The 22280-nt window shown below is 72.2% G+C and carries 16 protein-coding genes; 7 read left to right on the forward strand and 9 right to left on the reverse strand.

Annotated features, from left to right (window positions below; translation table 11 throughout):
- Positions 1-6: 6 nt before the first annotated feature.
- The gene (locus M4486_RS05650; protein WP_249480196.1) at positions 7-3645 is read left to right on the forward strand and encodes an error-prone DNA polymerase; all 3639 of its coding nucleotides are present in this window, start codon (positions 7-9) and stop codon (positions 3643-3645) included.
- A 27-nt stretch (positions 3646-3672) separates the two neighbouring features.
- On the opposite strand, the gene M4486_RS05655 is transcribed toward M4486_RS05650, so the two are convergent.
- Together M4486_RS05655 and M4486_RS05660 are read right to left on the reverse strand one after the other, a co-directional pair.
- On the reverse strand, positions 3673-6420 hold the full coding sequence (locus tag M4486_RS05655; protein ID WP_249480197.1) for a YhgE/Pip domain-containing protein: 2748 nt from the start codon (positions 6418-6420) through the stop codon (positions 3673-3675).
- A complete protein-coding gene (locus M4486_RS05660) occupies positions 6417-9269 on the reverse strand; it encodes an MMPL family transporter (RefSeq protein WP_249480198.1) in 2853 nt (950 codons plus the stop codon). The genes M4486_RS05655 and M4486_RS05660 overlap by 4 nt, the downstream gene beginning before the upstream one ends.
- A 181-nt stretch (positions 9270-9450) precedes the next feature.
- On the opposite strand from M4486_RS05660, the gene M4486_RS05665 reads away from it, so the two are divergent.
- The 6 genes from M4486_RS05665 to M4486_RS05690 all read left to right on the forward strand — a co-directional run bounded on the left by M4486_RS05665 (position 9451) and on the right by M4486_RS05690 (position 15968).
- Entirely contained in the window at positions 9451-10242 is a 792-nt protein-coding gene (locus M4486_RS05665) for a TetR/AcrR family transcriptional regulator (protein WP_249480199.1), read from the forward strand.
- A 35-nt stretch (positions 10243-10277) separates the two neighbouring features.
- A complete protein-coding gene (locus tag M4486_RS05670) occupies positions 10278-11054 on the forward strand; it encodes a queuosine precursor transporter (RefSeq protein ID WP_249480200.1) in 777 nt (258 codons plus the stop codon).
- Complete coding sequence (locus M4486_RS05675) at positions 11051-12373, forward strand: MFS transporter (protein ID WP_249480201.1); 1323 nt, start codon at positions 11051-11053, stop codon at positions 12371-12373. The genes M4486_RS05670 and M4486_RS05675 overlap by 4 nt, the downstream gene beginning before the upstream one ends.
- 83 nt (positions 12374-12456) lie before the next feature.
- Entirely contained in the window at positions 12457-13839 is a 1383-nt protein-coding gene (locus M4486_RS05680; RefSeq protein WP_249480202.1) for a multidrug effflux MFS transporter, read from the forward strand.
- A gap of 127 nt (positions 13840-13966) precedes the next feature.
- Positions 13967-14989, forward strand: coding sequence for a CPBP family intramembrane glutamic endopeptidase (locus M4486_RS05685; protein WP_249480203.1), 1023 nt, complete (start codon positions 13967-13969; stop codon positions 14987-14989).
- A 145-nt stretch (positions 14990-15134) separates the two neighbouring features.
- The gene (locus M4486_RS05690; protein WP_249480204.1) at positions 15135-15968 is read left to right on the forward strand and encodes a GH25 family lysozyme; all 834 of its coding nucleotides are present in this window, start codon (positions 15135-15137) and stop codon (positions 15966-15968) included.
- A gap of 66 nt (positions 15969-16034) precedes the next feature.
- Here M4486_RS05690 and M4486_RS05695 read toward each other — a convergent pair whose 3' ends face one another.
- From M4486_RS05695 to M4486_RS05725, 7 genes are all read right to left on the reverse strand, one after another.
- Positions 16035-16850, reverse strand: coding sequence for an endonuclease/exonuclease/phosphatase family protein (locus M4486_RS05695; protein WP_249480205.1), 816 nt, complete (start codon positions 16848-16850; stop codon positions 16035-16037).
- Positions 16851-16995: 145 nt separating this feature from the next.
- Positions 16996-17595, reverse strand: a complete 600-nt coding sequence (locus M4486_RS05700) for a maltokinase N-terminal cap-like domain-containing protein (protein ID WP_249480206.1) — start codon at positions 17593-17595, stop codon at positions 16996-16998.
- 15 nt (positions 17596-17610) lie between these two features.
- Positions 17611-18579, reverse strand: a complete 969-nt coding sequence (locus M4486_RS05705) for a GNAT family N-acetyltransferase (protein WP_249480207.1) — start codon at positions 18577-18579, stop codon at positions 17611-17613.
- A gap of 155 nt (positions 18580-18734) precedes the next feature.
- Positions 18735-19418: an HAD-IA family hydrolase gene (locus M4486_RS05710; RefSeq protein WP_249480208.1), complete on the reverse strand. Its 684-nt coding sequence runs from the start codon at positions 19416-19418 to the stop codon at positions 18735-18737.
- A gap of 29 nt (positions 19419-19447) precedes the next feature.
- Complete coding sequence (locus tag M4486_RS05715) at positions 19448-20308, reverse strand: ABC transporter ATP-binding protein (protein WP_249480209.1); 861 nt, start codon at positions 20306-20308, stop codon at positions 19448-19450.
- Between the two features lie 5 nt (positions 20309-20313).
- Positions 20314-21246, reverse strand: coding sequence for an ABC transporter ATP-binding protein (locus M4486_RS05720; protein ID WP_249480210.1), 933 nt, complete (start codon positions 21244-21246; stop codon positions 20314-20316).
- Positions 21243-22280 (reverse strand): ABC transporter permease, encoded by a 1038-nt coding sequence (locus M4486_RS05725; RefSeq protein WP_249480211.1) that lies wholly within the window; start codon positions 22278-22280, stop codon positions 21243-21245. The genes M4486_RS05720 and M4486_RS05725 overlap by 4 nt, the downstream gene beginning before the upstream one ends.

Genomic DNA, 22280 nt, shown 5'->3' on the forward strand with positions numbered 1-22280 from the left:
GTCCCGATGAGCCGCTGGTTCCTGGGTCCGCCCTCCTGGAACGATCTCGAGGCTCTGCTCTCGGACCGCCCCGTGCCGTCCGAGCGCGCGCTGCCGCCGCAGCATGCGCCGGCGGGGGAGCCGGGGGAGGGGGAGCCCGGCCCGTCGGCCCCGTCGTCCGACGGGCGCCCCGGCACCGACATCGCCTATGCCGAGCTGCACGCGCACTCGCACTTCAGCTTCCTCGACGGCGCCTCGAGCCCCGAGGACATGGTCGCCGAGGCCGCGCGGCTGGGGCTGCGCGCGCTCGCCCTCGTCGACCACGACGGGCTGCCCGGCGCGGTCCGCTTCTCGCGCGCCGCGCGCGAGGCGGGCCTCGCGACCGTGCTCGGCGCCGAGCTCACCCTGGGCAGCGAGCCCGGCAGCGAGCATGCGAGCAGCACCCCCGTGCTCTCGCCCGAGCGCACCGGCGTCCCCGACCCGGAGGGCGAGCACCTGCTGGTCCTGGTGCGCGACGAGCAGGGGTACCGCGCGCTGTCGGCCGCGATCGCGCGCGCCCACCTCGACAGCAGGCGGAAGGCCACGCCCCGCTACCGCCTCGCCGAGCTCTCCCGGATCGCCCGCGAGGGGCACTGGCTCGTGCTCACCGGCTGCCGCAAGGGAGCGGTGCTGCGGGCGGTGCGCCCGCTCGTGGCCGACGGCGACCGCGAGGGCGCGGCCCGCGCGGCGCAGCGCGAGATCGCCCGGCTGCTCGAGCTGTACGGGCACGGGAACGTCGCCGTCGAGCTCATGGTCGGCGGGGACGAGCTCGACGACGAGATCCACGACGCCCTCGCCCAGGGCGCGCGCCTCGTGCGCGAGGAGACAGGTCTGGACGAGCTCACCCTGCCGCTCGTGGCGACCACGAACGCGCACTGCGCCCGCCCTGCGGACACGCGCCTCGTGGACGTCCACGCCGCCCTGCGCGCGGGCACGTCCCTCGCCGAGGCCGATCCGCACCTGCCCTCGAGGCCCGGCCACCTGCGCAGCGGCGAGGAGATGGCGCAGCTGCTCCCGCGCCATCCCGAGGCGGTCGCGGCCGCGTCGCGGATGGCCGAGGAGTGCGCGCTGGACCTGCAGCTGCTCGCCCCCGACCTGCCGCCCTTCCCCGTGCCCGCGGGGCACACCGAGGACAGCTGGCTGCGCGAGCTCGTCGAGCAGGGCGGGCGCGAGCGCTACGGGCCGCGGCCCGGGTCGGGCAGGAAGGGCGGGGCTTCCGGGTCCGACGGGGCCGACGGGACGGACAGGTCCGATGCGCCGGCCGACGAGGAGCAGGTCCCCGGGGCGTGGGCGCAGATCGACCGGGAGCTGCAGGTCATCTCCGGCCTGCACTTCCCCGGCTACTTCCTCATCGTCCGCGAGATCGTCGCCTTCTGCGAGAAGGAGGAGATCCTGTGCCAGGGCAGGGGGTCGGCCGCCAACAGCGCCGTCTGCTACGCGCTCGGGATCACGGCCGTCGAGCCCGTCGGCCATCACCTGCTCTTCGAGCGCTTCCTCGCGCCCGAGCGGGACGGGCCACCGGACATCGATCTCGACATCGCCTCCGACCGCCGCGAGGAGGTCATCCAGCACGTCTACGAGCGCTACGGCCGCGAGTGCGCCGCCCAGGTCGCCAACGTCATCAGCTATCGGGCGAAGCTCGCGGTGCGCGATGCGGCACGGGCGCTGGGCTACGACGTCGGCACGCAGGACGCATGGTCCAAGCGGATCGAGCGCTCCTTCCGCTCCCTCGCGGATGCCGACATCCCCGCCGACGTCGTCGAGCTCGCCCACCGTCTGCGCGACGCGCCGCGCCACCTGGGCATCCACTCCGGCGGCATGGTGCTCGCCGACCGCCCCGTGATCGAGATCTGCCCCGTGCAGTGGGCGGCGATGGAGGACCGCAGCGTGCTGCAGTGGGACAAGGACGACTGCGCCGACGCGGGCCTGGTGAAGTTCGACCTGCTGGGCCTCGGGATGCTCACCGCGATCGACCACTGCCTGCGCCTCGTGGCCGAGCACCACGGGGAGCACCACGGTCTGCGCACCCTCCCGCAGGAGGACCCGGCGGTCTACGACATGCTGTGCGCGGGCGACAGCGTGGGCGTCTTCCAGGTCGAGTCCCGCGCGCAGATCGCGACCCTGCCGCGGCTGCGTCCCGTGTGCTTCTACGACCTCGTGGTCGAGGTGGCCCTGATCCGTCCCGGCCCCATCCAGGGCGGCTCCGTGCACCCCTACATCCGCCGTCGGACGGGGGAGGAGGAGACCACCTACCTGCATCCGCTGCTCGAGAAGTCCCTGGGCCGCACCTACGGGGTGCCGCTGTTCCAGGAGCAGCTCATGCAGATGGCGGTCGACGTCGCCGACTTCACCCCGGCGCTCGCGGACCAGCTGCGCCGCGCCATGGGCTCCAAGCGGTCCACGGAGAAGATGCTCGCGCTCTCGGACCAGCTGTTCGCGGGCATGGCGCGCCACGGGATCACGGGGGAGGACGCCGAGGCGATCCAGCGCAAGCTGCTGGCCTTCGCGAACTACGGCTTCCCCGAGTCGCACGCCTACTCCTTCGCCTACATCGTGTACGCGAGCGCCTACCTCAAGTGCCACTACCCGGCCGCGTTCACCGCGGCGCTGCTGCGCTCCCAGCCGATGGGCTTCTACTCCCCGCAGTCGCTCGTGGCCGACGCCCGCCGCCACGGCGTCCTCACCCGCGGGGTCGACGTCACCGTCTCCGAGGTGCAGACCGGGCTCGAGACCGACGCGGGGGACACGGGGGACACGGGAGGCGCAGGGGACGGAACGGGGCATCGCGCGTACACGCTGCCCGGCAACGAGGACGTGCTGGGCCCGGCCGCGCGGCACCGGGGCCCGGAGGGCTGGACGGATCCGGAGAAGGACGCCCTGCGCGCCGCGCGACCGCAGGTCACGGGGGAGGCGGCGCGACGGGGGCCGGTGATCCGGCTGGGGCTGGCGCAGGTGCGCGGGATCGGGGAGGACAAGGCCGAGGAGATCGTGAGCGCCCGCGAGAAGGAGGGGCCCTTCGCCTCCATCAGCGACCTCGCGCGGCGGGTGCGCCTCAGCGCCCGTCAGCTCGAGGCGCTCGCGACCGCCGGGGCGCTCGACGCCCTCGCGTCCTCGCGCCGGCAGGCCCTGTGGGCCGCGGGCGCTGCGGCGCAGGAGTCGCCCGACGTGCTGCCGCACCTGGCCATCGGGGCCGACGCGCCGATGCTGCCCGGGCTCAGCGACGCCGAGCTCGCCGCCGCCGACTCCTGGGCCACGGGCATCACGCTCGCCGACCACCCGATGGTGCTCGTGCGCGAGGAGATGGAGGAGGCGGGCGTGCTCTCCATCCGCGGGGCGCGCGAGGCCGAGGACTCCACGCGCATCCGCGTGGGCGGGGTGATCACGCACCGCCAGCGGCCCGCGACGGCCAGCGGCATCACCTTCCTCAGCCTCGAGGACGAGACCGGGATCCTCAACGTGGTCTGCTCGAAGGGGTTCTGGTCACGGCACCGGGCGGTGCTGCGCACCTCGCGCTCGGTGGTGGTCCGCGGGATCGTCGAGAACCTCACCGGGGCGGTGAACCTCGTGGCCGACGGGGTCGAGGTGCTCGAGCTCGCCGGCGCCGGGAGGTCCCGGGACTTCCACTGAGGGCGGGAGGCCCCGGGACCGACGGGCTCAGGCCGCCGCGTGGGCGCCTCCGCGCGCGTGCTTCGGCGGTTTCGCGGGCTTCACCGTGCGCGCGTTCCGGGAGGCGATCAGGGTGACGAGCACCGAGACCACGAACCAGGCGGCGATCGCGAGCAGCGTCGCCGTCGTCGAGGTGAGGGATCCGCCGAGCGAGGCGTGCACGAGGCCCCGGCTGACGATCGTGATCGGCATCAGCCCGCTCACCGACTGCAGCAGCTCCGGGGCCGTCTGCAGCGGCAGGATGCCCACGAGCACCACCACCTGCAGCACCATCAGCACGATCGAGAGGATCCTGCCGATCCTGTCCCCGAGCAGGGCCAGCAGCGCCTGGTGGAAGGCCGCGAACATCACCGCCCCCGCCAGGCACACGAGCCCCACCGCGAGCGGCGAGACCGGGGAGATCCCGATCGCCGTGATCACCGCGAGCACCGCGACGGTCTGCACGACCGCCAGCAGCAGGCCGGGCACGAGCGAGCGCAGCACGACCTTCCACATGGGCACCGCGCCGTCCAGGAGGCGCTTGGAGAGCGCGGGCATCAGCAGGAAGGCGCCGAAGGCGCCCAGCCACAGGGCCAGCGCCGCCACGAACGGGAAGGTCGCGGTGGCCGCGCCCGAGGCCTCGTTCGCGCGCGAGGAGAACGTCGAGATCGGCTGGGCGCCCATCGTCGACATCTTCTCGCGCTCGCCCTTGGAGTAGCTCGGGATCTGGTCGGCGCCCTTCGCGAGGCCGTCCGAGAGCTTCCCGGTGCCGTCGGAGAGCTGGTCCGCGCCGTCGGCGAGCTTGTCGTTGCCGTCGGCGAGCTTCTCGGTGCCGTCGGCCAGCCCGGAGGCGCCGTCGGCGAGGCCCTGGGTGCCGGTGACCAGCTGGTCGGTGCCGTCGGCGAGCTTCGAGGAGCCGTCCGCGAGAGTGTCCGCGCCGTCCGCGCTCGAGCGCGCGCCGTCGGAGAGGTCCGAGGCGCCGTCAGCGAGGGAGTGCGCGCCCTTCGCGCTCTTGCCGGTGCCGTCGGCGAGCTTCGTGGCGCCGTCGGAGAGGTCCGACGCGCCCTCGGCGCTCGACGCCGTGCCGTCGGCGACCTTGGTCGCGCCGTCGGAGAGGTCGTCGACGCCGCCGGCGAAGCCGTGCAGGCCCTTGTCGAACTCCTGCAGGCCGTCGACGAGATCGGGCACCTGGGTGCTGAAGGTGTCCGAACCCTCGGCGACCTGCTTCGCGCCCGCCGCCAGACCCGGGTTCTTCGCGGTGCCGTCGCCCTCGAAGACCTGGGAGACGCCCGAGGTGTACTGGTCGATGCCGTCGGCGACGCCCTGGGAGCCGGCGACGAGGCCCGGGTTCTCGTCCGAACCGTCGCCCGCGAGGGCGCCGTCGACCGAATCCGAGTACTTGACGAGCAGCTTCGCCTGCTTGCAGAGGCCCGCGAGATCTTCGTCGTCCGGCTGAGCCTCCGCCATCTTGCAGACAGCGTCGCGATTGCTCGACGCCGCGTCCTCCATGCTCGGTGCGCCCTGGGACGAGTCCCCCTTCAGCCCCGTCTGGAGCTGCGAGAGGCCGTCGGCCACGTCCTGGGATCCCTCGCCCAGTCCGTCGCCCGCGCCCTTCAGGCCGGGGTTCTGCTCCGTGCCGTCCCCGTTCCAGGCCTTGTCCGCGCCGTCGCCCACCTGCTCGGCGCCGTCCGCGAGCTGCTTCGCGCCCTCGGCGAGGCCGGGGTTCTCCTTCGTGCCGTCGCCGGCGATGCCCTGGGTGATCGCGTCGGCCGCGGGGACCAGGCCGGGGTTCTTCTTCGTGCCGTCGCCGCGCAGTCCGGTCTTCAGGGCGCCCACGCCGTCGGCCACGCCCCGGGAGCCGTCGGAGAGGTCGTCGAGGCCGCCGGAGAGCTTCTTCGTGCCGTCCGCGAGCCCGTCGGCCCCGTCGGAGAGGTCGTCGAGGCCGTCGGCCAGATCGCTCGTGCCGCTCGACAGCGAGTCCGTGCCGTCGGCGAGGGTGCCGAGCCCCGTCGCGAGGCTCTTGTTGCCGTCGGCGACGCCGTGCGCGCCCTCGGCGAGCTCGGGCGTGGAGTCGGCGAGCTCCTGGGAGCCGTCCGAGAGGTCGCCCGCGCCGTCGGCGAGGTCGTGGGTGCCGTCGGCGGACTTCTTCACGCCGTCATCAAGCTGGTCGGCGCCGTCGGAGAGGTCCGCCGAACTGTCGGCCACGTCCTTGAAGTTGTCGTGCATGTCGTTGAAGCCGACGTACAGCTGATCGAGGTACTGCTCGGTGAACTGACTGCCCATCGACTGCGAGGCGGCCGTGGCGACGGCGTTGCCGATGAGTCCGTCGAGCATCCCAGAGGAGTCGTCGGTGAGCACCTGGACCTGCGCCTTCGCCGCGTCCGTCGAGCCGATCGAGGCGAGGTTCTTCGAGAAGTCCTTCGGGATCACGATGATCGCCGAGTAGGAGCCGTCCTTCAGTCCGTCCTTCGCGTCGTCCTGCGAGGTCAGCTGCCAGTCGAAGCCGGTCTGCTGATCCGAGTCCTTCGCGGTCGAGGGCTGGGTGAGGGCGCCCGCGAGAGTGCGGCCGAGCGGCACCTCCTGGTCCTTGCCGTCGACCTTCATGGTGGCGCCCTCGTCGAGGTTCACCACGGCGGCCGGCACCCGGTCGATGTTGTCCACGCGACCGGTCAGGGCCCACATGCCGATGCCGGCGACCAGCAGGGGCAGCAGCAGGACGATGACCAGGGAGGGGATGTGGCGGGAGAGCGTTCTCATGCGTGGGCTCCTTCCACGACGGGGGTGGAATCGGAATGCGAGGACGTGGCGGAGACGGAGGTGCGGGAGGCGCTGCGGTGCACGCGCAGGGCGACGTGCCGGGAGGGGTCCTCGAGGGCGTCGACGACGGTCTGCTCGGGCTGGGAGGTCTCGAGGCCCAGGTCCACCCGGGATCCCGTGACCACGGCGACGCCCTGGCGCATGAGCTCCTCGAGCGTGCGCACCGCGCGCCCCTGGGTGATCACGCTCGCGTGGGCGAGGTCGGTGACGAGGTCGATGACCACGATCTCCCGCGCGGCGCGGCGCGGGCTGATCTGCGCGATCCGCCCGGCGACGTCCTCGCCGGGGCCGATGCGGTGCACGCGCGCCTGGATCGCGCCGGTGTCCGCGGGGGAGAGGCGATCGTGCACGGCGAAGACGCCCGAGGTCGGCGCGATGCGCCCGGAGACGAGGTCGAGGAAGGTCTCGCGGGCGGCGTCGTCCGCGCTGCGGGCCACCAGCAGCGCACCGGGGTCGACCGCTCCGGTGAGCGGGCCGAGCACCCCGGGCTCGCCGACGAGCGGGACGATCGTGTCCTCCATGCGCAGCGCCATGTCGCCGTGCTCCTCGGTCCAGCGCCGGTGCTCGAGCACCGCGCCCAGGCCCTCGCCCTCGGTGTCGACCACGGGCAGCAGGCGCTCCAGCCATTTCGGCAGCCACCAGGCGTAGCGGCCCAGCAGGGCGAGCACGGCGGGCACGAGCGTCATCCGCACCACGAAGGCGTCCACGAGCACGCCGACGGCGAGCGCGACCGCGATCGGCTGCAGCATGTACGCGCCGCCGGGGACGAAGGACGCGAAGACGGAGAACATGATGAGGGCCGCGGCGATGACCACGGGTGCGCTCGCGGAGAAGCCCCGCTCGATCGCCCCGTGGGCGTCGCCCGTGCGCACGTACTCCTCGCGCATGCGGGAGACGAGGAAGACCTCGTAGTCCATGGCGAGCCCGAACAGGACGCCCATGCACATGATCGGCATGAACGCGATCACCGGGCCCACCACGTGGATGTCGAGCGCCTCGTTGCCCCATCCGTACTCGAAGACCATCGAGACGACGCCGAAGGCGGCGCCCACGCTCAGCAGGTAGCCGAGCGAGGCCTTGATCGGCACCCAGATCGAGCGGAAGACGACCATCAGCAGGATCAGGGAGAGCCCCACGACGAACACCGCGAAGGGCAGCAGCGCCTCGGAGAGGCGGTCGGTGATGTCGATCGCGACGGCCGTCTGCCCGGTGACGCGGACGTCGGAGATGTCCAGGTCCTTCTCCCAGGTCGAGGAGTCGGAGCGCAGGGTCCGCACGAGGTCGGAGGTCGACTCGTCGGTCTGTGAGCCCTCGGGGATCACGACGACCACGGCCATGTCCGCGCCCTCGTTCGGGGTCGCGAGCTGGATCTCCTCGACGTCCGGCAGGTCGCCGATGCGCTTCTTGAGGTCGTCGACGACGCCGAGGGGGTCGTCGGAGTTGATGATGTCGGCGGTGACCAGCAGCGGGCCGTTGTAACCGGCGCCGAACTCGTCCGCGACCAGGTCGTAGGTCTGTCGGGCCTGGGTGTCGGGTTTCTCCGTGCCCAGGTCAGGGAGGCCCAGGCGCAGATCCTTGATCGGGATCGCGAGGGAGCCGACCACGAGGATCACCAGGATGATCGTGAGCGCCGGGACCTTGGTGACGATGCGGACCCAGCGGCTGCCGCCGGCGCGCTTCGCGGCGGAGCCCTTGCCCTCGCCCTTGCCCTCCTCGCCCTCCTCGGGCTGCTCGGGCTCCGGCAGCGCGCCGCCGTTCTCGGCCATCAGGCGGCGCACGCGGCGGGGGCGCAGGTTCTCGCCCAGCAGGCCCATGATCGCCGGCAGCAGGGTGAGGGCCACGACCACGGAGAGCGCGACGGTCGCCGCCGCCGCGATGCCCATGATGGTGAGGAAGGGGATGCGGGTGACGAAGAGCCCGACGAGCGCGATGACCACGGTGAGGCCCGCGAAGATCACGGCGCTGCCGGAGGTCGCGATCGCCTCGCCGATCGATTCGACGACGTCCATGCCGCGTTTCAGCTGCCCACGGTGACGGGAGAGGATGAACAGGGCGTAGTCGATGCCCACCGCCAGGCCCAGCATCGCGCCGAGCGAGATGGTGACCGAGGGGATCTCCATCCCGGCCGAGAGCGCCATCACCGCGAGCATCGAGACCCCGACGCCCACCACGGCGCTCACGATGGGCACGAAGGCGGGCACCACGGAGCGGAAGGTCACCGCGAGGATGATGAGCGCGGCGAGCAGGCCGATGATCTCGCTCGAGCCCATCGGGATGTCCGAGCTCTGCAGGATCTGTCCGCCGAGCTCGACGCGCAGACCGCCGGAGTTCCCGTCGTCGGAGATCTTCTGGAGCTTCTCCAGGGCGCCGTCGGCGAAGCCTCCGGGACTGCCCGAGAGCTGCACGGTGCCGATGATCGCGGTGTCGCCGTCGTTGCGGGTGCCGGGGCTGTTCTCGTCGAAGGGGGAGGGGGCGGCCTCGACCCCGTCGACGTCGGCCGCCTTGTCCATGACCCGGTCGATCTGCGCCTCGTGGTCGTCGATGCTCGTCCCGTCCTCGCTGAGGAAGACGAGCTGGCCGCTCGTGCCGCTCATCTGCGGGAAGCGGTCGGCGAGCTCGTCGAGCCCCTCCTGGCCCTGGGTGCCGGGGATCTCGAACTGGCTCGAGAAGGAGCCGCCGAGGCCGACGGCGAGCCCGCCGAGGACCACCAGCAGCAGTGCCCAGACGCCCACGGCCTTCCAGCGGGCATGGGCCATCGCGCGTCCGAGGCGGTACAGGGTGGAGGACACGGAGGGATCTCCTGACGTTCGGCGGCGGGGAGAGGATGGGCGGGGCCGACGGATCGGGCCGGCGGAGAATGTCGACGGACGGTGTCGACGGGCGGTGTCGATGGGCTGGGCCGACGGGCGGCGACCGTGAGGTGCGCAGAGAGTCCGCTCGATACACGAATGTATCGGTAGGATGCTACTCATGGAAGCTGGACATCCGGAAGTGGTCGACCCCGTGCCGGACCTCCTGGGGAACGTGCCCGCCGGGGACGAGACCCGCCGCAAGGAGAACACCCGGTCGCGGCTGGTGCGCGCCTCCGTGCAGGTGTTCGCGGAGAAGGGCCTGGACGGGGCGACGATCGACGACCTCGTGCGTGCCGCGGGATTCACGCGCGGGGCGTTCTACTCGAACTTCTCGAGCAAGGACGAGGTGTTCCGGGCGGCCTTCGCGCTCGCGACCCAGCAGGTGATCCAGATCATGCACGAGCGCGTGGACGAGGCGCGCGCCGCGCACGGCCCGCTCGGATCCGTGGTCCCCGGCGCCTCCTCCGGCGACGGGGTCGACGAGGGCGCGCGCACCGAGGAGGCCGCGCTCATGCTCGACCTCTTCGAGGCGATGCGCCCCTTCGGCCGGCAGTGGTGCCTGCTGCACACCGAGGCCGTCACCCACTCCCTGCGCTCCCAGGCCGATCGCGACGAGCTGGTCTCCCAGCGCCGCCTGCTGCGCTCGACGGTCGCCGGGGTCCTCGCCTCGACCGCCCCCGGCGTCGGCCCGCGCGAGGGGCTGGGCTTCGAGGACCTCGCCCAGCTGCTGATCGGCGTGTTCATCGACCTCATCACACGCGAGCAGCTCGAGAGCGAGGACGTCTCCGCCCTCGCCTCGACGACGATCCTGGGCACGCTGCGCGCGTTCCTGCAGCCGGGCGAGGAGGGCATGGCGGGCGCTGTCTGCGCCGGGGCCGCCGACGGGGGAGAATGCCGGACGGCCGACTGATCCGTCGGCCCCGCACCGACCCCCGGAGGGACCGCATGAGCACCGCCCCGACCCCGCGCGCCGAGAGCGCGCAGACCCCGCAGAGCCCCGAGCACTCTGGACGCCCGGCCGGCGTGGCCTACGCCGACCGGGGCTCCTCGCACTACGACATCCTCGCCATGATCATGTGCGCGGTGGTGATCCTCTCGGGCATCGGCGCCGCCAAGGGCGTCTTCTTCGGGACGATCCCGGGCATCGGCTTCGACATCATCACCGATGGCGGCTTCTTCCTCTTCCCCCTGGCGTACATCGTCGGGGACATCATCACGGAGCTCTACGGGGTGCGCGCGGCGCGGCGCGCGATCATCATGGGCTTCGTCGTGAACATCCTCGCCGCGATCTGCTACCAGGTGATCATCGCCCTGCCCCCGTTCCCCGACGACTACGGGCTGGCCAAGCAGGAGGCCATCGAGATGGCGCTCGGCCCGGTGTGGATCGTGGTCCTCGCGGGCCTCGTGGGCTTCGCCGCCGGGCAGAGCGTGAACTCCCTGATCATGAGCCGCATGAAGCGACGAGCGGGGGAGCGGGGCCTCATCGGCCGCCTGTTCTCCGCGAGCGGCGCCGGCGAGCTCGTGGACACCATCCTCTTCTGCACGATCGCGGCCGCCGCGATCGGCATCACCGGCGTGGGCGACTGGGCCGAGTACACGGTGCTGGGCTTCGTCTACAAGGTGGCCGTGCAGTACGCGGTCATCCCGATCACCGCCGCGGTCATCCGCTTCCTCAAGCGCGTGGACCCGACCTACCAGGCGGCGCTGGCAGCCGCCTCATGACCTCGGCCGACACCGCTCCCGTCCCGTCCGCCCCGTATCCGCAGGGCTCGCCCGGCTACCGCCGCGTGGTGGGCGCCGTGTTCCTCGCGGGCTTCGCGGTCTTCCTCGTCATGTACGACACGCAGGGCCTGCTGCCGCAGATCGGCGCGGGCTTCGGCGCGGGGGAGGCGGCGACCGGCTGGAGCGTCGCCGCCACAACGCTCGGCATGGCGCTCGGGATGATCCCGCTGAGCACCGTCGGTCTGCGCCGCGGGCTGTTCCACCGCATGCTCGTGTTCCTCGTCCTCTCCGGCGTGATCGGCCTGGCCTGCGCGCTCATGCCCTCGCTGTGGTCGCTGGTGGCGGCGCGGCTCCTGCAGGGCATCGCCGTGTCCCTGGTGCCGGCGAGCGCGCTCGCCCTGATCGGCGAGAGGATCGCTCCCGAGGCCATCACCGCCGCGACCGGCATCTACCTCGCCGGCAACACCGTGGGCGGGCTCTGCTCGCGTCTGATCCCCGGCGCCGTCGCCGAGTTCGCGTCCTGGCGCTGGGCGATGGGCGTGATGGCCGTGCTGTGCCTCGCGTGCGGGCTGGGCGTCGCGCTGCTGCGTCCCCGCGGGGCGGCGGCGGGCGCGGGCTCGACGTCGGCCGGGGCGCGGGGGCGGCCGGAGACGGGGGAGCAGGCAGCAGGGGAGCAGGCGACGGGGGAGCGGGCCGTCGCCCGCACGCTCCGCGCCGCCCGGGAGTCGCTCTCGATCCCCGGGGTGCTCGCGGCGTGCGTGATCGGGGCCGCGCTGATGGCGGCGTTCAACAGCGCGTACACCGTCGTCGGCTTCCGGCTCCAGGGGCCCGAGCTCGGGCTGGGCCCCGCCGCGGCGAACGCCGTGTTCCTGCTCTATCTGCTCGGGACGCTCACCTCGGCCCGGGCCGGCGGGATCGTCGGCCGGATCGGGCTGGTGCCCGCCCTGCTGCTCTCCGCGGTCGCGGTGGCCGCCGGCTACTGGATCGCCCTGCCCTCCCAGCTGCTGTGGGTCGTCGTCGGCCTCGGCCTGATGACGGCACTGTTCTTCCTCGGCCACTCGAGCGCCTCGGCGACGGTCGCCCGCCTCGCCCCGGCCTCGTCCCGCTCGACCGCGTCGGCCCTCTATCTCACCGCCTACTACGTGGGGGCGACGGCCGGATCGGCGCTGGGCTCCGTCGGCTACGAGCACAGCGGATGGCTCGCGGCGGCGGGGCTCGGGACCCTGTACGCGGCGATCGCCGCCCTCGCCGCGCTGCTCGGTGCTCGAGCGATGAGACGGCGCCGCGCGGAGGATGCGCGCGGGGAACGGCGCGACTAGGCTTCTCGGACACTCCCACGTGGGATGAGCGGTCGCAGACTCCTTCCCCTCCCCGTCTCCGCATGCCCTTCGAAAGGCCCTCCGTGTCCTCGCGCCCCGGCGACCCCGAATACACGTGCACCGCCACCGGCGGCCTGCCCACGCTCACCGGCGACGTGCCGACCATCACCGGCGCGGTGCCCACCATCACCTCCGGCATCCCCGTCCTCGAGGACGCGGTGGACCGCGAGCTCGCCCACCTGCCCAGCTCCGAGGAGCTCGCAGGAACCCGCGGCCGCGTCACCGCGCTCGTGATCCTCGTGCTCACCACGCTCAGCGCCATCGGCCCCCTCGCGACCGACATGTACATCCCCGCCTTCCCCGAGGTCACGGGCGACCTGGGGACGACGGCCTCGCGGATGCAGCTGACCATCACCGCCTTCTTCCTGGGCACCGCGAGCGGGCAGATCATCGCCGGGCCGCTCTCGGACCGCGTGGGGCGGCGGATCCCGCTGCTGCTCGGCATCTCCCTGTGCCTGGCGGCGTCTATCGTCTGCGCCCTCGCCCCGAACGTCGGCGTGCTGCTGGCCTTCCGCGTGCTCCAGGGCTTCGGCGGCGGCTTCGGCATGGTGCTCGGGCGCGCCGTGCTCATCGATCTCACCGACGGGCCGGAGCTGTTCAGGGTCATGAACATCATGCAGGGCGTGGGCGGCATCGCCCCGATCGTCGCGCCGCTGCTGGGCGGGATCATCCTGCTCTTCGGCCAGTGGCGCGAGGTGTTCTGGGTGATCGCCGCGATGTCGCTGCTCTCCCTGGTGGGGACGCTGCTGCTGATCCCGGAGTCGCTCCCGGCCTCGCGGCGCCACAGCGGAGGGCTGCGCACCTTCGCCCACAACTGCGCGATGCTGCTGCGGCGACGTCAGTTCGTCGCCTACATGCTCGTCAACGCGTTCTCGGCGTTCGCGCTCATGGCCTACGTGTCGGCCTCCTCGTTCGTCGTGCAGAACATGCTGGGCTTCTCCTCGTCCGCGTACTCGGTGAGCTTCGCGATCAACTCGATGGGGATGATGGCCATGTCCTTCCTCTCGGCACGCCTGACCCGCAGCATCCATCCGCGCCCGCTGATCCGGATCGGCCTCTGCGTGGTCGTGTGCGCGTCGTTCGCCCTGCTCATCGGCAGCCTCTTCCTCGACACGCCCGCATGGATCGTGCTGCCGGCCTTCTTCCTCACCGTCGCCCCGCAGGGCATGATCTTCGGCAACGGCGGCGCTCTCGCCTCCCGCGCCGCCCTCGAGGTCGCCGGCACGGGCTCGGCGATGCTGGGGCTGGGCTTCTCGATCGCCGCCTCCCTCGCCGCGCCCCTCGTGGGACTGGGCGGCACCGAGTCCTCCCTGCCGATGGCGGTCGTCATGGTGATCGGCTCGCTGATCTCCGTGACGTGCTTCGTGATCGCGGGACGGGGGAGCGGGCGCGAGCAGACGAGCTGAGTCGCCGCTCGGCCCAGGGGCCGTGCGACGAAAGTCGCGGCCGGGCACCGGCACCGGTCGCGATCGGCCGACGTCCCCTGGCCGAGAGGCGGATGCCGCAGGGGCAGGGCTCCGGAAGGGTGGAGCCATGACCTCCTCCGATGCCCCGCAGACTCCTCCTTCGACGGGCCGGGCGCCCGGCCCGCCCGTCGGGCCGACCCCGCCCGCACCGCACGCGGAAGCCCGGGCGTCGGTGCTCCGCGATCGGCCGTTCGGGGCGCATGTCCGCACGCGCTGGTGGGCGCCGATCGCCGTTCTGGTCGCGCTCATGGCGATCATGTTCTCCTCGCAGATCGCCGCCGGCATCCTCTGGGTGATCGCGACGATGGCCTTGCACGGGGCGGCGCCGGCGGGGAGCGGACTGTCCCCGTCCCTGATGCTGCTGACGAACCTCTGCCTCGCGCTGCTGATCCCCGTCTCGCTGCTCGCCCTGCGCTGGATCGCGGGCGTGCCGTGGCGGGCGGCCCTGGCCGTCGCGCGGCCCTTCTCCTGGGGGCGGGCGCTGCGCGGCGTCGTGATCGTGCTGCTCGTGATCGCCCTCGCCCTGGGCGCCGCCCTCCTCGCGAGCCCCGACCTGCGCGCGGAGAGCGCCGTGCAGGTCGGCGCGTCGACCCTGCCGCTGGTGCTCATCACCCTGCTGACCACGCCTCTGCAGGCGGCCGGCGAGGAGATCATGTTCCGGGGGACGCTGCTCCCGCTGCTGGGCTCCTGGATCCGACATCGCCCGCTGGGGGCGATCATCCTGGGCACCGCGCTGTCGACCGTGCTGTTCGGCCTGGTCCACGGCGCCACCGATCCCTGGCTCGCGCTCTACTACACGGGCTTCGGGCTGTGCGGGGCCCTGCTGGCGATCGCCACGGGAGGCATCGAGGCCTCCATCGCCTTCCACGTGGGCAACAACATGGTGTTCATGCTCTTCGCAGCGCTCACGGTGGGCGACGGCGGGATCGTCATCGACCGCTCCGCGGCGGGCGGCGCCGGCGGGCCATGGGTGCTCGGGATGCTGGGGCTCGACCTCCTCGTGGTCGCGGTCCTCGCGATGCTCGGTCGTCGTCGCACGCGGCGTGAACGGCGTGGACGGGCGGGCGAACAGCGCGCGACGAGCGCGTGACGGCGGCCCGGGATCGACGTCCCGAGGTTCCGGCGAATCCGGCGACACGGGCGCCGGGGGAGTGACCTGGGCCTCCAAGGCCGCTACGGTGACCGGGCGCGGCTCGCTCCGCAGTCGCGACTTCCCCCACCTCAGGAGCATCCCCGTGACCCGCTATCTTCCCCGGCACGCGCGTGCCGCCGGCGCCACAGGCCCCTCCCGCCCCCTTCCGACCTCCGACTCCCGGCACCCCGCCTCCCGCCGCGCCCTGCTGCGCGGGGGAGCGGTCGGCGTCTCCGCGCTCACCGTCGGCGGACTCGCGACCGCACCGGCGCTCGCCGCCTCGATCCCCGCCGGCATCCCCGGCCAGGACGTCTCCACCTACCAGGGCAGCGTCGACTGGAAGGCGCAGATGTCCAAGGGCTCGCGCTACGCCTTCATCAAGGCGACCGAGGGCAACACCTGGCACTCGAGCACCTTCAGCCAGCAGTACAGCTCGGCGACGAAGGCCGGGATCATCCGCGGCGCCTACCACTTCGCGCGCCCCGACTCCGGCGGTCCGGAGAAGCAGGTCGACGCCTTCCTGAACGGCGGAGGCGGCTGGTCGGCCGACGGTCGGACGCTGCCCGGCATGCTCGATCTCGAGTCCGTCTCCGGCGTGCCCGCGAACTTCGGGCTCAGCCAGAAGGAGATGCAGACCTGGATCTCCGGCTTCATCTCGGCGTACAGGAGCGCCGTGGGCCGTCGGCCGATGATCTATACCAACGCCAACTGGTGGGACAAGTACGTCGGGGACTTCGCTCCCGCGCACACGCCCATGCAGATCGCGTACTACAGCTCGAAGAAGCCGACGAACCTGCCCGGACGCTGGTGGGACTGGGACATGTGGCAGTTCTCCGACTCCGCGCCCTTCGCGGGGGACTCGAGCGTCTTCCAGGGCTCGGAGAGCGCATTCACCTCGTTCGTCTCCGACAAGGACTACGCGCCGCGCGGGATCTGACCGGAGATCCCCGCTCCGGGCGCCCGAGGGGTGCCCGATCCTGATCCGCCCGGGCCGCCGTGAGGCTCAGCCCAGGCGGATCAGCGCGTGCAGGGGCGCATGGTCCGAGGGCGCGGGCCGCCCGGCGGGGACCGCGCCGATGCCGATCTTCTCCGCATGGACGTCCGGGGAGGCGAGCATCCAGTCGATGCGCTCGGCGCCCTCGACCGGAGGCCCGTAGTCGGGGAAGGATCCCCACGCGGGCGTGACCCGACGGTCGGCCGACTCCCAGAGGTCGACGAGCGGGCCGCGGGCGACGAGCGCCTGCCAGGCGGGGGAGAGCGCGGGGGAGTTGAAGTCCCCCGTCACCAGGATCGGCAGCTCGGCGAGCTCCGGGCTCGTCACGAGTCCCGCCAGGAGCCCCGCACTGCGCACGCGCGCATGCTCCACCTCGTGGTCGAAATGCGTGTTGACGTGCGCGAACACGATTCCTGTGACAGCGTCGCGGAAGCGCGCCCAGGTGAGGATCCTGGTGACCTGGTTGCCCCATGTGCGCGAGCCGACGAGGCGCGGCGTGTCCGAGAGCCAGAGCTGGTCCCAGGCCTCGAGGTGCAGGCGCTCGGCATCGAAGAAGATCGCCGCGTGCTCTCCGGCGCTGCCACCCTCGCGCCCGGAGCCGACCATCCGGTGGCCGGGCAGCGCGCGCTGGACGACGGGCAGCTGCGGGAAGGTCCCTTCCTGGATGCCCAGGAGCGTCGGCTGCTCGGTGCGCAGCAGTGCGTCCAGGAGCGGCGCGCGGTCCGGCCAGTGGTCGCTGTCGCCCGGACGCGTCTCGTCGGACGCCATGCGGATGTTGAAGGACATCAGGTGCAGGTGCTTCGGGTCGGCCGGGCCGAACAGCATGCGGAGTCTCCTCGTCGAGGTCAGCGGGTTCTGCAGTGGGTTCTGGTGCGCGGGCGTGCGGAAGAGCCTACGTGGCGAGCACTCCGCGCAACGCCGATAATGCACGTTATGTAAAGTAGAGCGGAAGACCCGCGACGGGCGCCGCTCAGTCCCCGTCGTACGCGGCGATCACCCCGCTGCCCTCTCCCCAGTCGGCGACGAGACGGACCGCGCCGTCGAGTCCGCCGATGCTCTGGGCGATCGTGAACGACGCGCCGTCGTCCTCGAGCTGTCCGAGGCGCGGCGCCTGCGCTCCCGCGTCGATCTCGAGCCGCAGCTCGACGGACTGGCTGCGGCGCTCCACGAGCCGGTCGCCGTCGTAGACGTCGAGCTCCGCCTGCTGCTGCTCGTCGCACAGCGCGCGCCAGAACGCGTCGAGCGCCACCTCGTCGTCGAGGGCGTCGTAGACGAAGCGCGTGCCGAGCACCGAGTGCTCCATGGTCGTGACGACCTCGACGGCGTCGACGTCGGCGTCGGCGCGGCCGTCCTCGATCGGTGCGCTGCGATACGTCAGCGGCAGATGGAAGACCGTCTCCCCCGTGCGCACCAGATGACACTCGATACCCACCTGACCTGCAGGATCATCGAATCTATAGGCACCGAGGACCGTGAGGTCCCCGTCCTCGAGCCAGCCGCGGGAGGTCAGCAGGCCGCGCAGGATCTCGGGCTTCGAGGGCGTCAGCTGCGCCCTGTGGATGATCGCCATCTATACAGCCTTTTTCTACAGATCTTTACTATACAGCGTGAATTGCTTGTCCTTCACGAAGCCGAGTCGCGCGTAGAGCCGCGTCGCTCCGGTGAGGCTCTCGCCGTCGACCTCGAGCTGGACCTCGTCGAACTCCCCCGCCGCCGCAGCGAGGCGCAGGGTGCGGGCGAGCACGGCGGTGCCGATCCCGCGCCCGCGGGCCTCGGGCCGGGTGCCGACCAGCGCGATGTAGAGGCGGCGGTCCTCCCACACATCGGTCATCACGTAGGCGAGGACGCGACCCGACCCGTCCACCGCGACCGAGGAGAACTCGGGGCGACGGGTCGAGGCGCTCCACATGTGCGCCCAGCGCTCCGGGGACGACGGCGCCGATCCCCAGTGGTCGGCGAAGGCGGCGACATGCGCGGCGTGCACGGACTCGGAGTCCGCGTCACCGGGGGCGCGCAGTTCGATGCCCGCGATCGGCGGCGAGGGCGGCACCTGCTCCCCCGGCAGCCCGCGGAGCATCTCCAGGAAGGAGCGCACGGGCGCGAAACCGCGGGCGGTGAGCAGCGGACGCACGTCCGAGCCCTCGAGCCCTCCGCCCACGTGCATGTGACCGGCTCGGCCCGGGTGCTCCGACGCCGCCAGGCGCTCGGCGATCCCCTGCTGGGCATCGAGGATCCGGCCGCCGATCCCCCGGTGCCGGCGGGAAGGATGCACCCCTCCCGGCAGACGGCACCGCGCACGTCCCTCGCGATCGGGCTGCGCCGCGACGTCGACGCAGCCGTAGCCGACCAGTCGATCGCCTTCGCGCACGGCGATCGACCCGCGGGCCAGATCCGTGCCCGGCGTCCCGAGGAACTCGCGCGTCGACTCGAGGGAGATGATCTCGCCGGTGCCGTCGGCCTCGCCGATGTCGTTCATCAGCGAGCACAGCTGCTCGGCGTCGTCGAGGCGCAGCGTGTCCCAGGTGAGGTGTGCGGGCCGGGAGGTCGCGGTCATGGATTCCTTCCGTTCTCGGAGTCGAGGATCCGCCGGAGCCGCGCGTGCTCCTCGGGGCCGATCTCGCCGAGTGCGAGGAGATGCCATGGCGTGATCGCGCCCACGGTGCGACTCCTCTCCCTGGGTCGACGCCCGCTGCGGACGCCTCGCCCAGCCTATCGGCGCGCGGTGAGCGGCGGCATGTCGAGCAGCTGGGCGAGGCGGGTGATCCGCGGGGCGGAGCCCGCCGGCAGATGGATTCCCGGGGTCTCGAGGAGTACGGCGGGGACGCCGGCGGCGCGGGCGGCCTCGACGTCCGCGCTCCGGTCCCCCACCGCGAGCACCCGTGCGGGATCCAGGCGGTGGCGCGCGATGAGCGCCTGCAGCATCTGCGGGTCGGGCTTGCGGGCGAAGCCGTCGGGCGCGCACACGAGGTCCTCGACCTCGAGCCCCGCCGCGTCCAGGAGCATGCGTGCGCTTAACGCGTCGCGATGCGTGGCCACCAGGTTCGCTCCCCCGCCCTCCCGCACGGCATCCATGACCTCACGGGCACCGGGCATCGCGGGCGCGGGATGCTCTCGCCAGTGCTCTTTCACCTGGTCGTACGCCTCCTGGAGCTCATGGCGCGGCACGCCGTGGCGGACGCTCAGCTCGTCGTTCGCGCGGGCGCTCGAGATCCGCGTCAGCCGCGCGACCTCGGCGATCCGCCCCGGCGCGGGGCCCGACGGGTCGTCGCCGAAGACCGCGCGGGCCAGCGCCCGGTCCACGTCCGGGTAGGTGTCCAGGAGCGTCCCGCCGAGGTCCCAGATGATGCTCGCCCCGTCCCCGTCCCCATCGCCGTCGCCGTCCCGATCCCGCATGCCCCGATGCTCCCACGCGCGCGGTCGGCTCAGGCGCTGCGCTTGAGGCTCCCCTTCAGGTCGGGGACGTCCGAGAGCAGTCTCTTGGTGTAGTCGCCGTGGGGGTCGAAGATGACCTCCTCGGTGGTGCCGCGCTCGACCACGCGCCCGTGCTCCATCACCGCGACGCGGTCCGCGAGATAGCAGGCCTGGCCGATGTCGTGGGTGATGAACAGGACGGTGAGGCCCAGGTCGTGCTTGAGGTCGTGGAGCACGTTCAGGACGTTCACGCGCAGGGTCGCGTCCAGCATGCTCGTCGCCTCGTCGGCGAGCAGCACCGTCGGCTTCATCATCAGCGCGCGGGCGATCATCACGCGCTGGCGCTGGCCGCCGGAGAGCTGGTGCGGGAACTTCCCCATCGCCTCGTCGGGCGTGAGATCGACGTAGCCCAGGCACTGCTCGATGAGGTCGTCGGCCTCGTCCTTGGGGACCTCCGTCAGGTGCAGGCTGCGCCGCAGCAGCGAGCCGACCGTGAAGAACTGGTTGAAGGAGGCGAAGGGATCCTGGAACACGGCCTGCACCTCGCGCCAGTACCCGCGCAGCTGACGACCGTGCAGTCGCGTGACGTCCTGATCGCGGTAGGTGATGCTGCCCGAGGTGACGGGCATCAGCCGCAGCAGCATGCGGGCGAGCGTCGACTTGCCCGACCCGGACTCCCCCACCACCGCGAGCACGCTGCCGGCGGGGAACTGCAGGGAGACGTCGTCGACCGCGACGATCTTCCCGCCCGCCACGCTGAATTCCTTGGTGACGTTCTGGCAGGCCAGCACGGCCTCCCCCGTCACCACGCTGTGGCTGAACATGTCATCGGTCCGGTCGCCGGTCGCCTCGGCCGTCGTGATCTGCTCCATGGTGCTCACGCCTCTCGCTCAGGGGTCGGGGCCGGCACCGCGGACGGCGTCGTCCCGCGCGCCCGGGCCTGGCCACGCTGCCGGGTCTCCTCGGTGGGGTCGAGCACCGAGGAGAGCAGCTTCTTGGTGTAGGGGTGCTGCGGGTCGTGGACGAGCTGCTCCGTCGGCCCGGTCTCGACGATCCGGCCGGCGTTCATGATCGCGAGCCTGTCCGAGACCTGGGAGAGCACCGGGAGGTCGTGCGTCACGAAGACGACGCCGGACATGATGCCCTCCTCGACCATCGCGAGCAGCATCTCCACGAGCATGCGCTGGCTGGAGACGTCGAGCGCGGAGGTCGGCTCGTCGGCGATCAGCAGGCGCGGGTTCAGCAGGGTCGAGATCACGGTGATCACGCGCTGCTTCATGCCGCCGGAGAGCTGATGCGCGTAGGAGTCGAGCACCCGCACGGGCAGCTCGAGCATCTTCAGCCTGTCGCGCGCGAGGTCGAGCGCCTGCTCCTTGGTGACCGAGCGGTCGTGCGCGCGCATCACGTCGTGCACGAGGGAGCGGATCCTCACCGTCGGGCTGATGGCGTTCATCGCGCCCTGCGGGAGCATCGAGACGGTGCCGCCGCGGTAGGGGCGCTGGCGCTTGACGTCGGCCGCGCCGTGGACGGTGGTGAGGTCGATGTCCTGACCGTCGATCTCGAGCCGCCCGCCGAGGACGTACAGCGGCGGGGTCGCGATCATCGCGAGCGAGTTGCCGAGCGTCGTCTTCCCGCAGCCGGACTCGCCCGCGAGGCCCAGGATCTGCCCCTCCCCCAGCTCGAGGGAGACGGCGTCCACGGCGGTGAAGTCCTTCTCACCGCCGCCGTAGACGGCGGTGACGTCGACGGCGCGGGCGAGCATCCCCTCGCGGCGGGAGGGCGTCTCGGGGGCCGGTGCGGCGAGGCTCATGCCACGCCTCCTTCCTGGATGCCGCGGCCAGCGGCCGGGACGGCTTCGCTCTCGGGATCCTGTGCGTCGTCCCCGTCCTGCTCGCTGCGCGAGGCGGCGAGCGCACGGGCGTCCTCGGCACGGCGGGCGGCGGACTGCTTCATCTGCCGGCGCTTGCCGCGTCGCAGGCGCGGGTTGAAGACCTCGTCGAGGCTGGCCTGCAGCAGCAGGAAGCCGAAGGACACGAGGGTGAGGATGATGGTCGGCGGCAGGAACGCCCACCAGGCGCCGCTCGCGACGGCCTGGAAGGCGAGCGCCCAGTGCAGCTGAGTGCCCAGGGAGTTCGCGCCCGACGGGCCGAGCCCCAGCATCGACAGCGCCGCCTCGGCGAGGATCGCGCCGGAGACCTGCAGCACGAAGGCCATCACCGTGTACGACAGGATGTAGGGCAGCACGTCCCGCAGCAGGATCGAGGGCAGTCGCGAGCCGGAGAGCCGGGCGACGTCGATGTGCTCACGGGTCGCGACGCTGCTGGCCTGTGCGCGCACGGCGCGCGCCGTCCAGGGCCACGCGGTGATGCCGATGACGATCGCGAGCGACCAGATGGTGCTCTGGGGCAGCGAGATCGAGATCAGGATCAGCACGATGATCGAGGGGATCGCGAGCACCACGTTGGTGACGCCCATCAGGAGCTCCTCGAGCCAGCCGCCCACGAAGCCGGAGACCAGCCCGACGGCCACGCCGATCGTGGTCGCGACGATGCCGGCCACGAGCCCGATGATCAGCGAGGTGCGGGTGCCGGCCATGAGCACGGAGACCACGTCGTGACCGAAGTTGTCGGTGCCGAAGAGCAGCCCGTCGCCGGGCGGGTCGTAGAGGGACCCGACCTTCTCGCCCGGGCCCGTCGGGTAGACCCAGCCGGCCATGCCCAGAACCACCACGAAGGCGACGAGGACCAGGGCGACCCAGAACCGGGTGGAGAGGTTGATGCTGCGGAACGGGTTGGACCGCGGTGCGGCCTTCTCGTCGGTGAGGGGAGCGTTCGGAGCGGACAT

It is taken from the genome of Brachybacterium kimchii, assembly GCF_023373525.1.
In the GTDB taxonomy this organism is placed as follows: Bacteria; Actinomycetota; Actinomycetes; order Actinomycetales; family Dermabacteraceae; genus Brachybacterium; species Brachybacterium kimchii.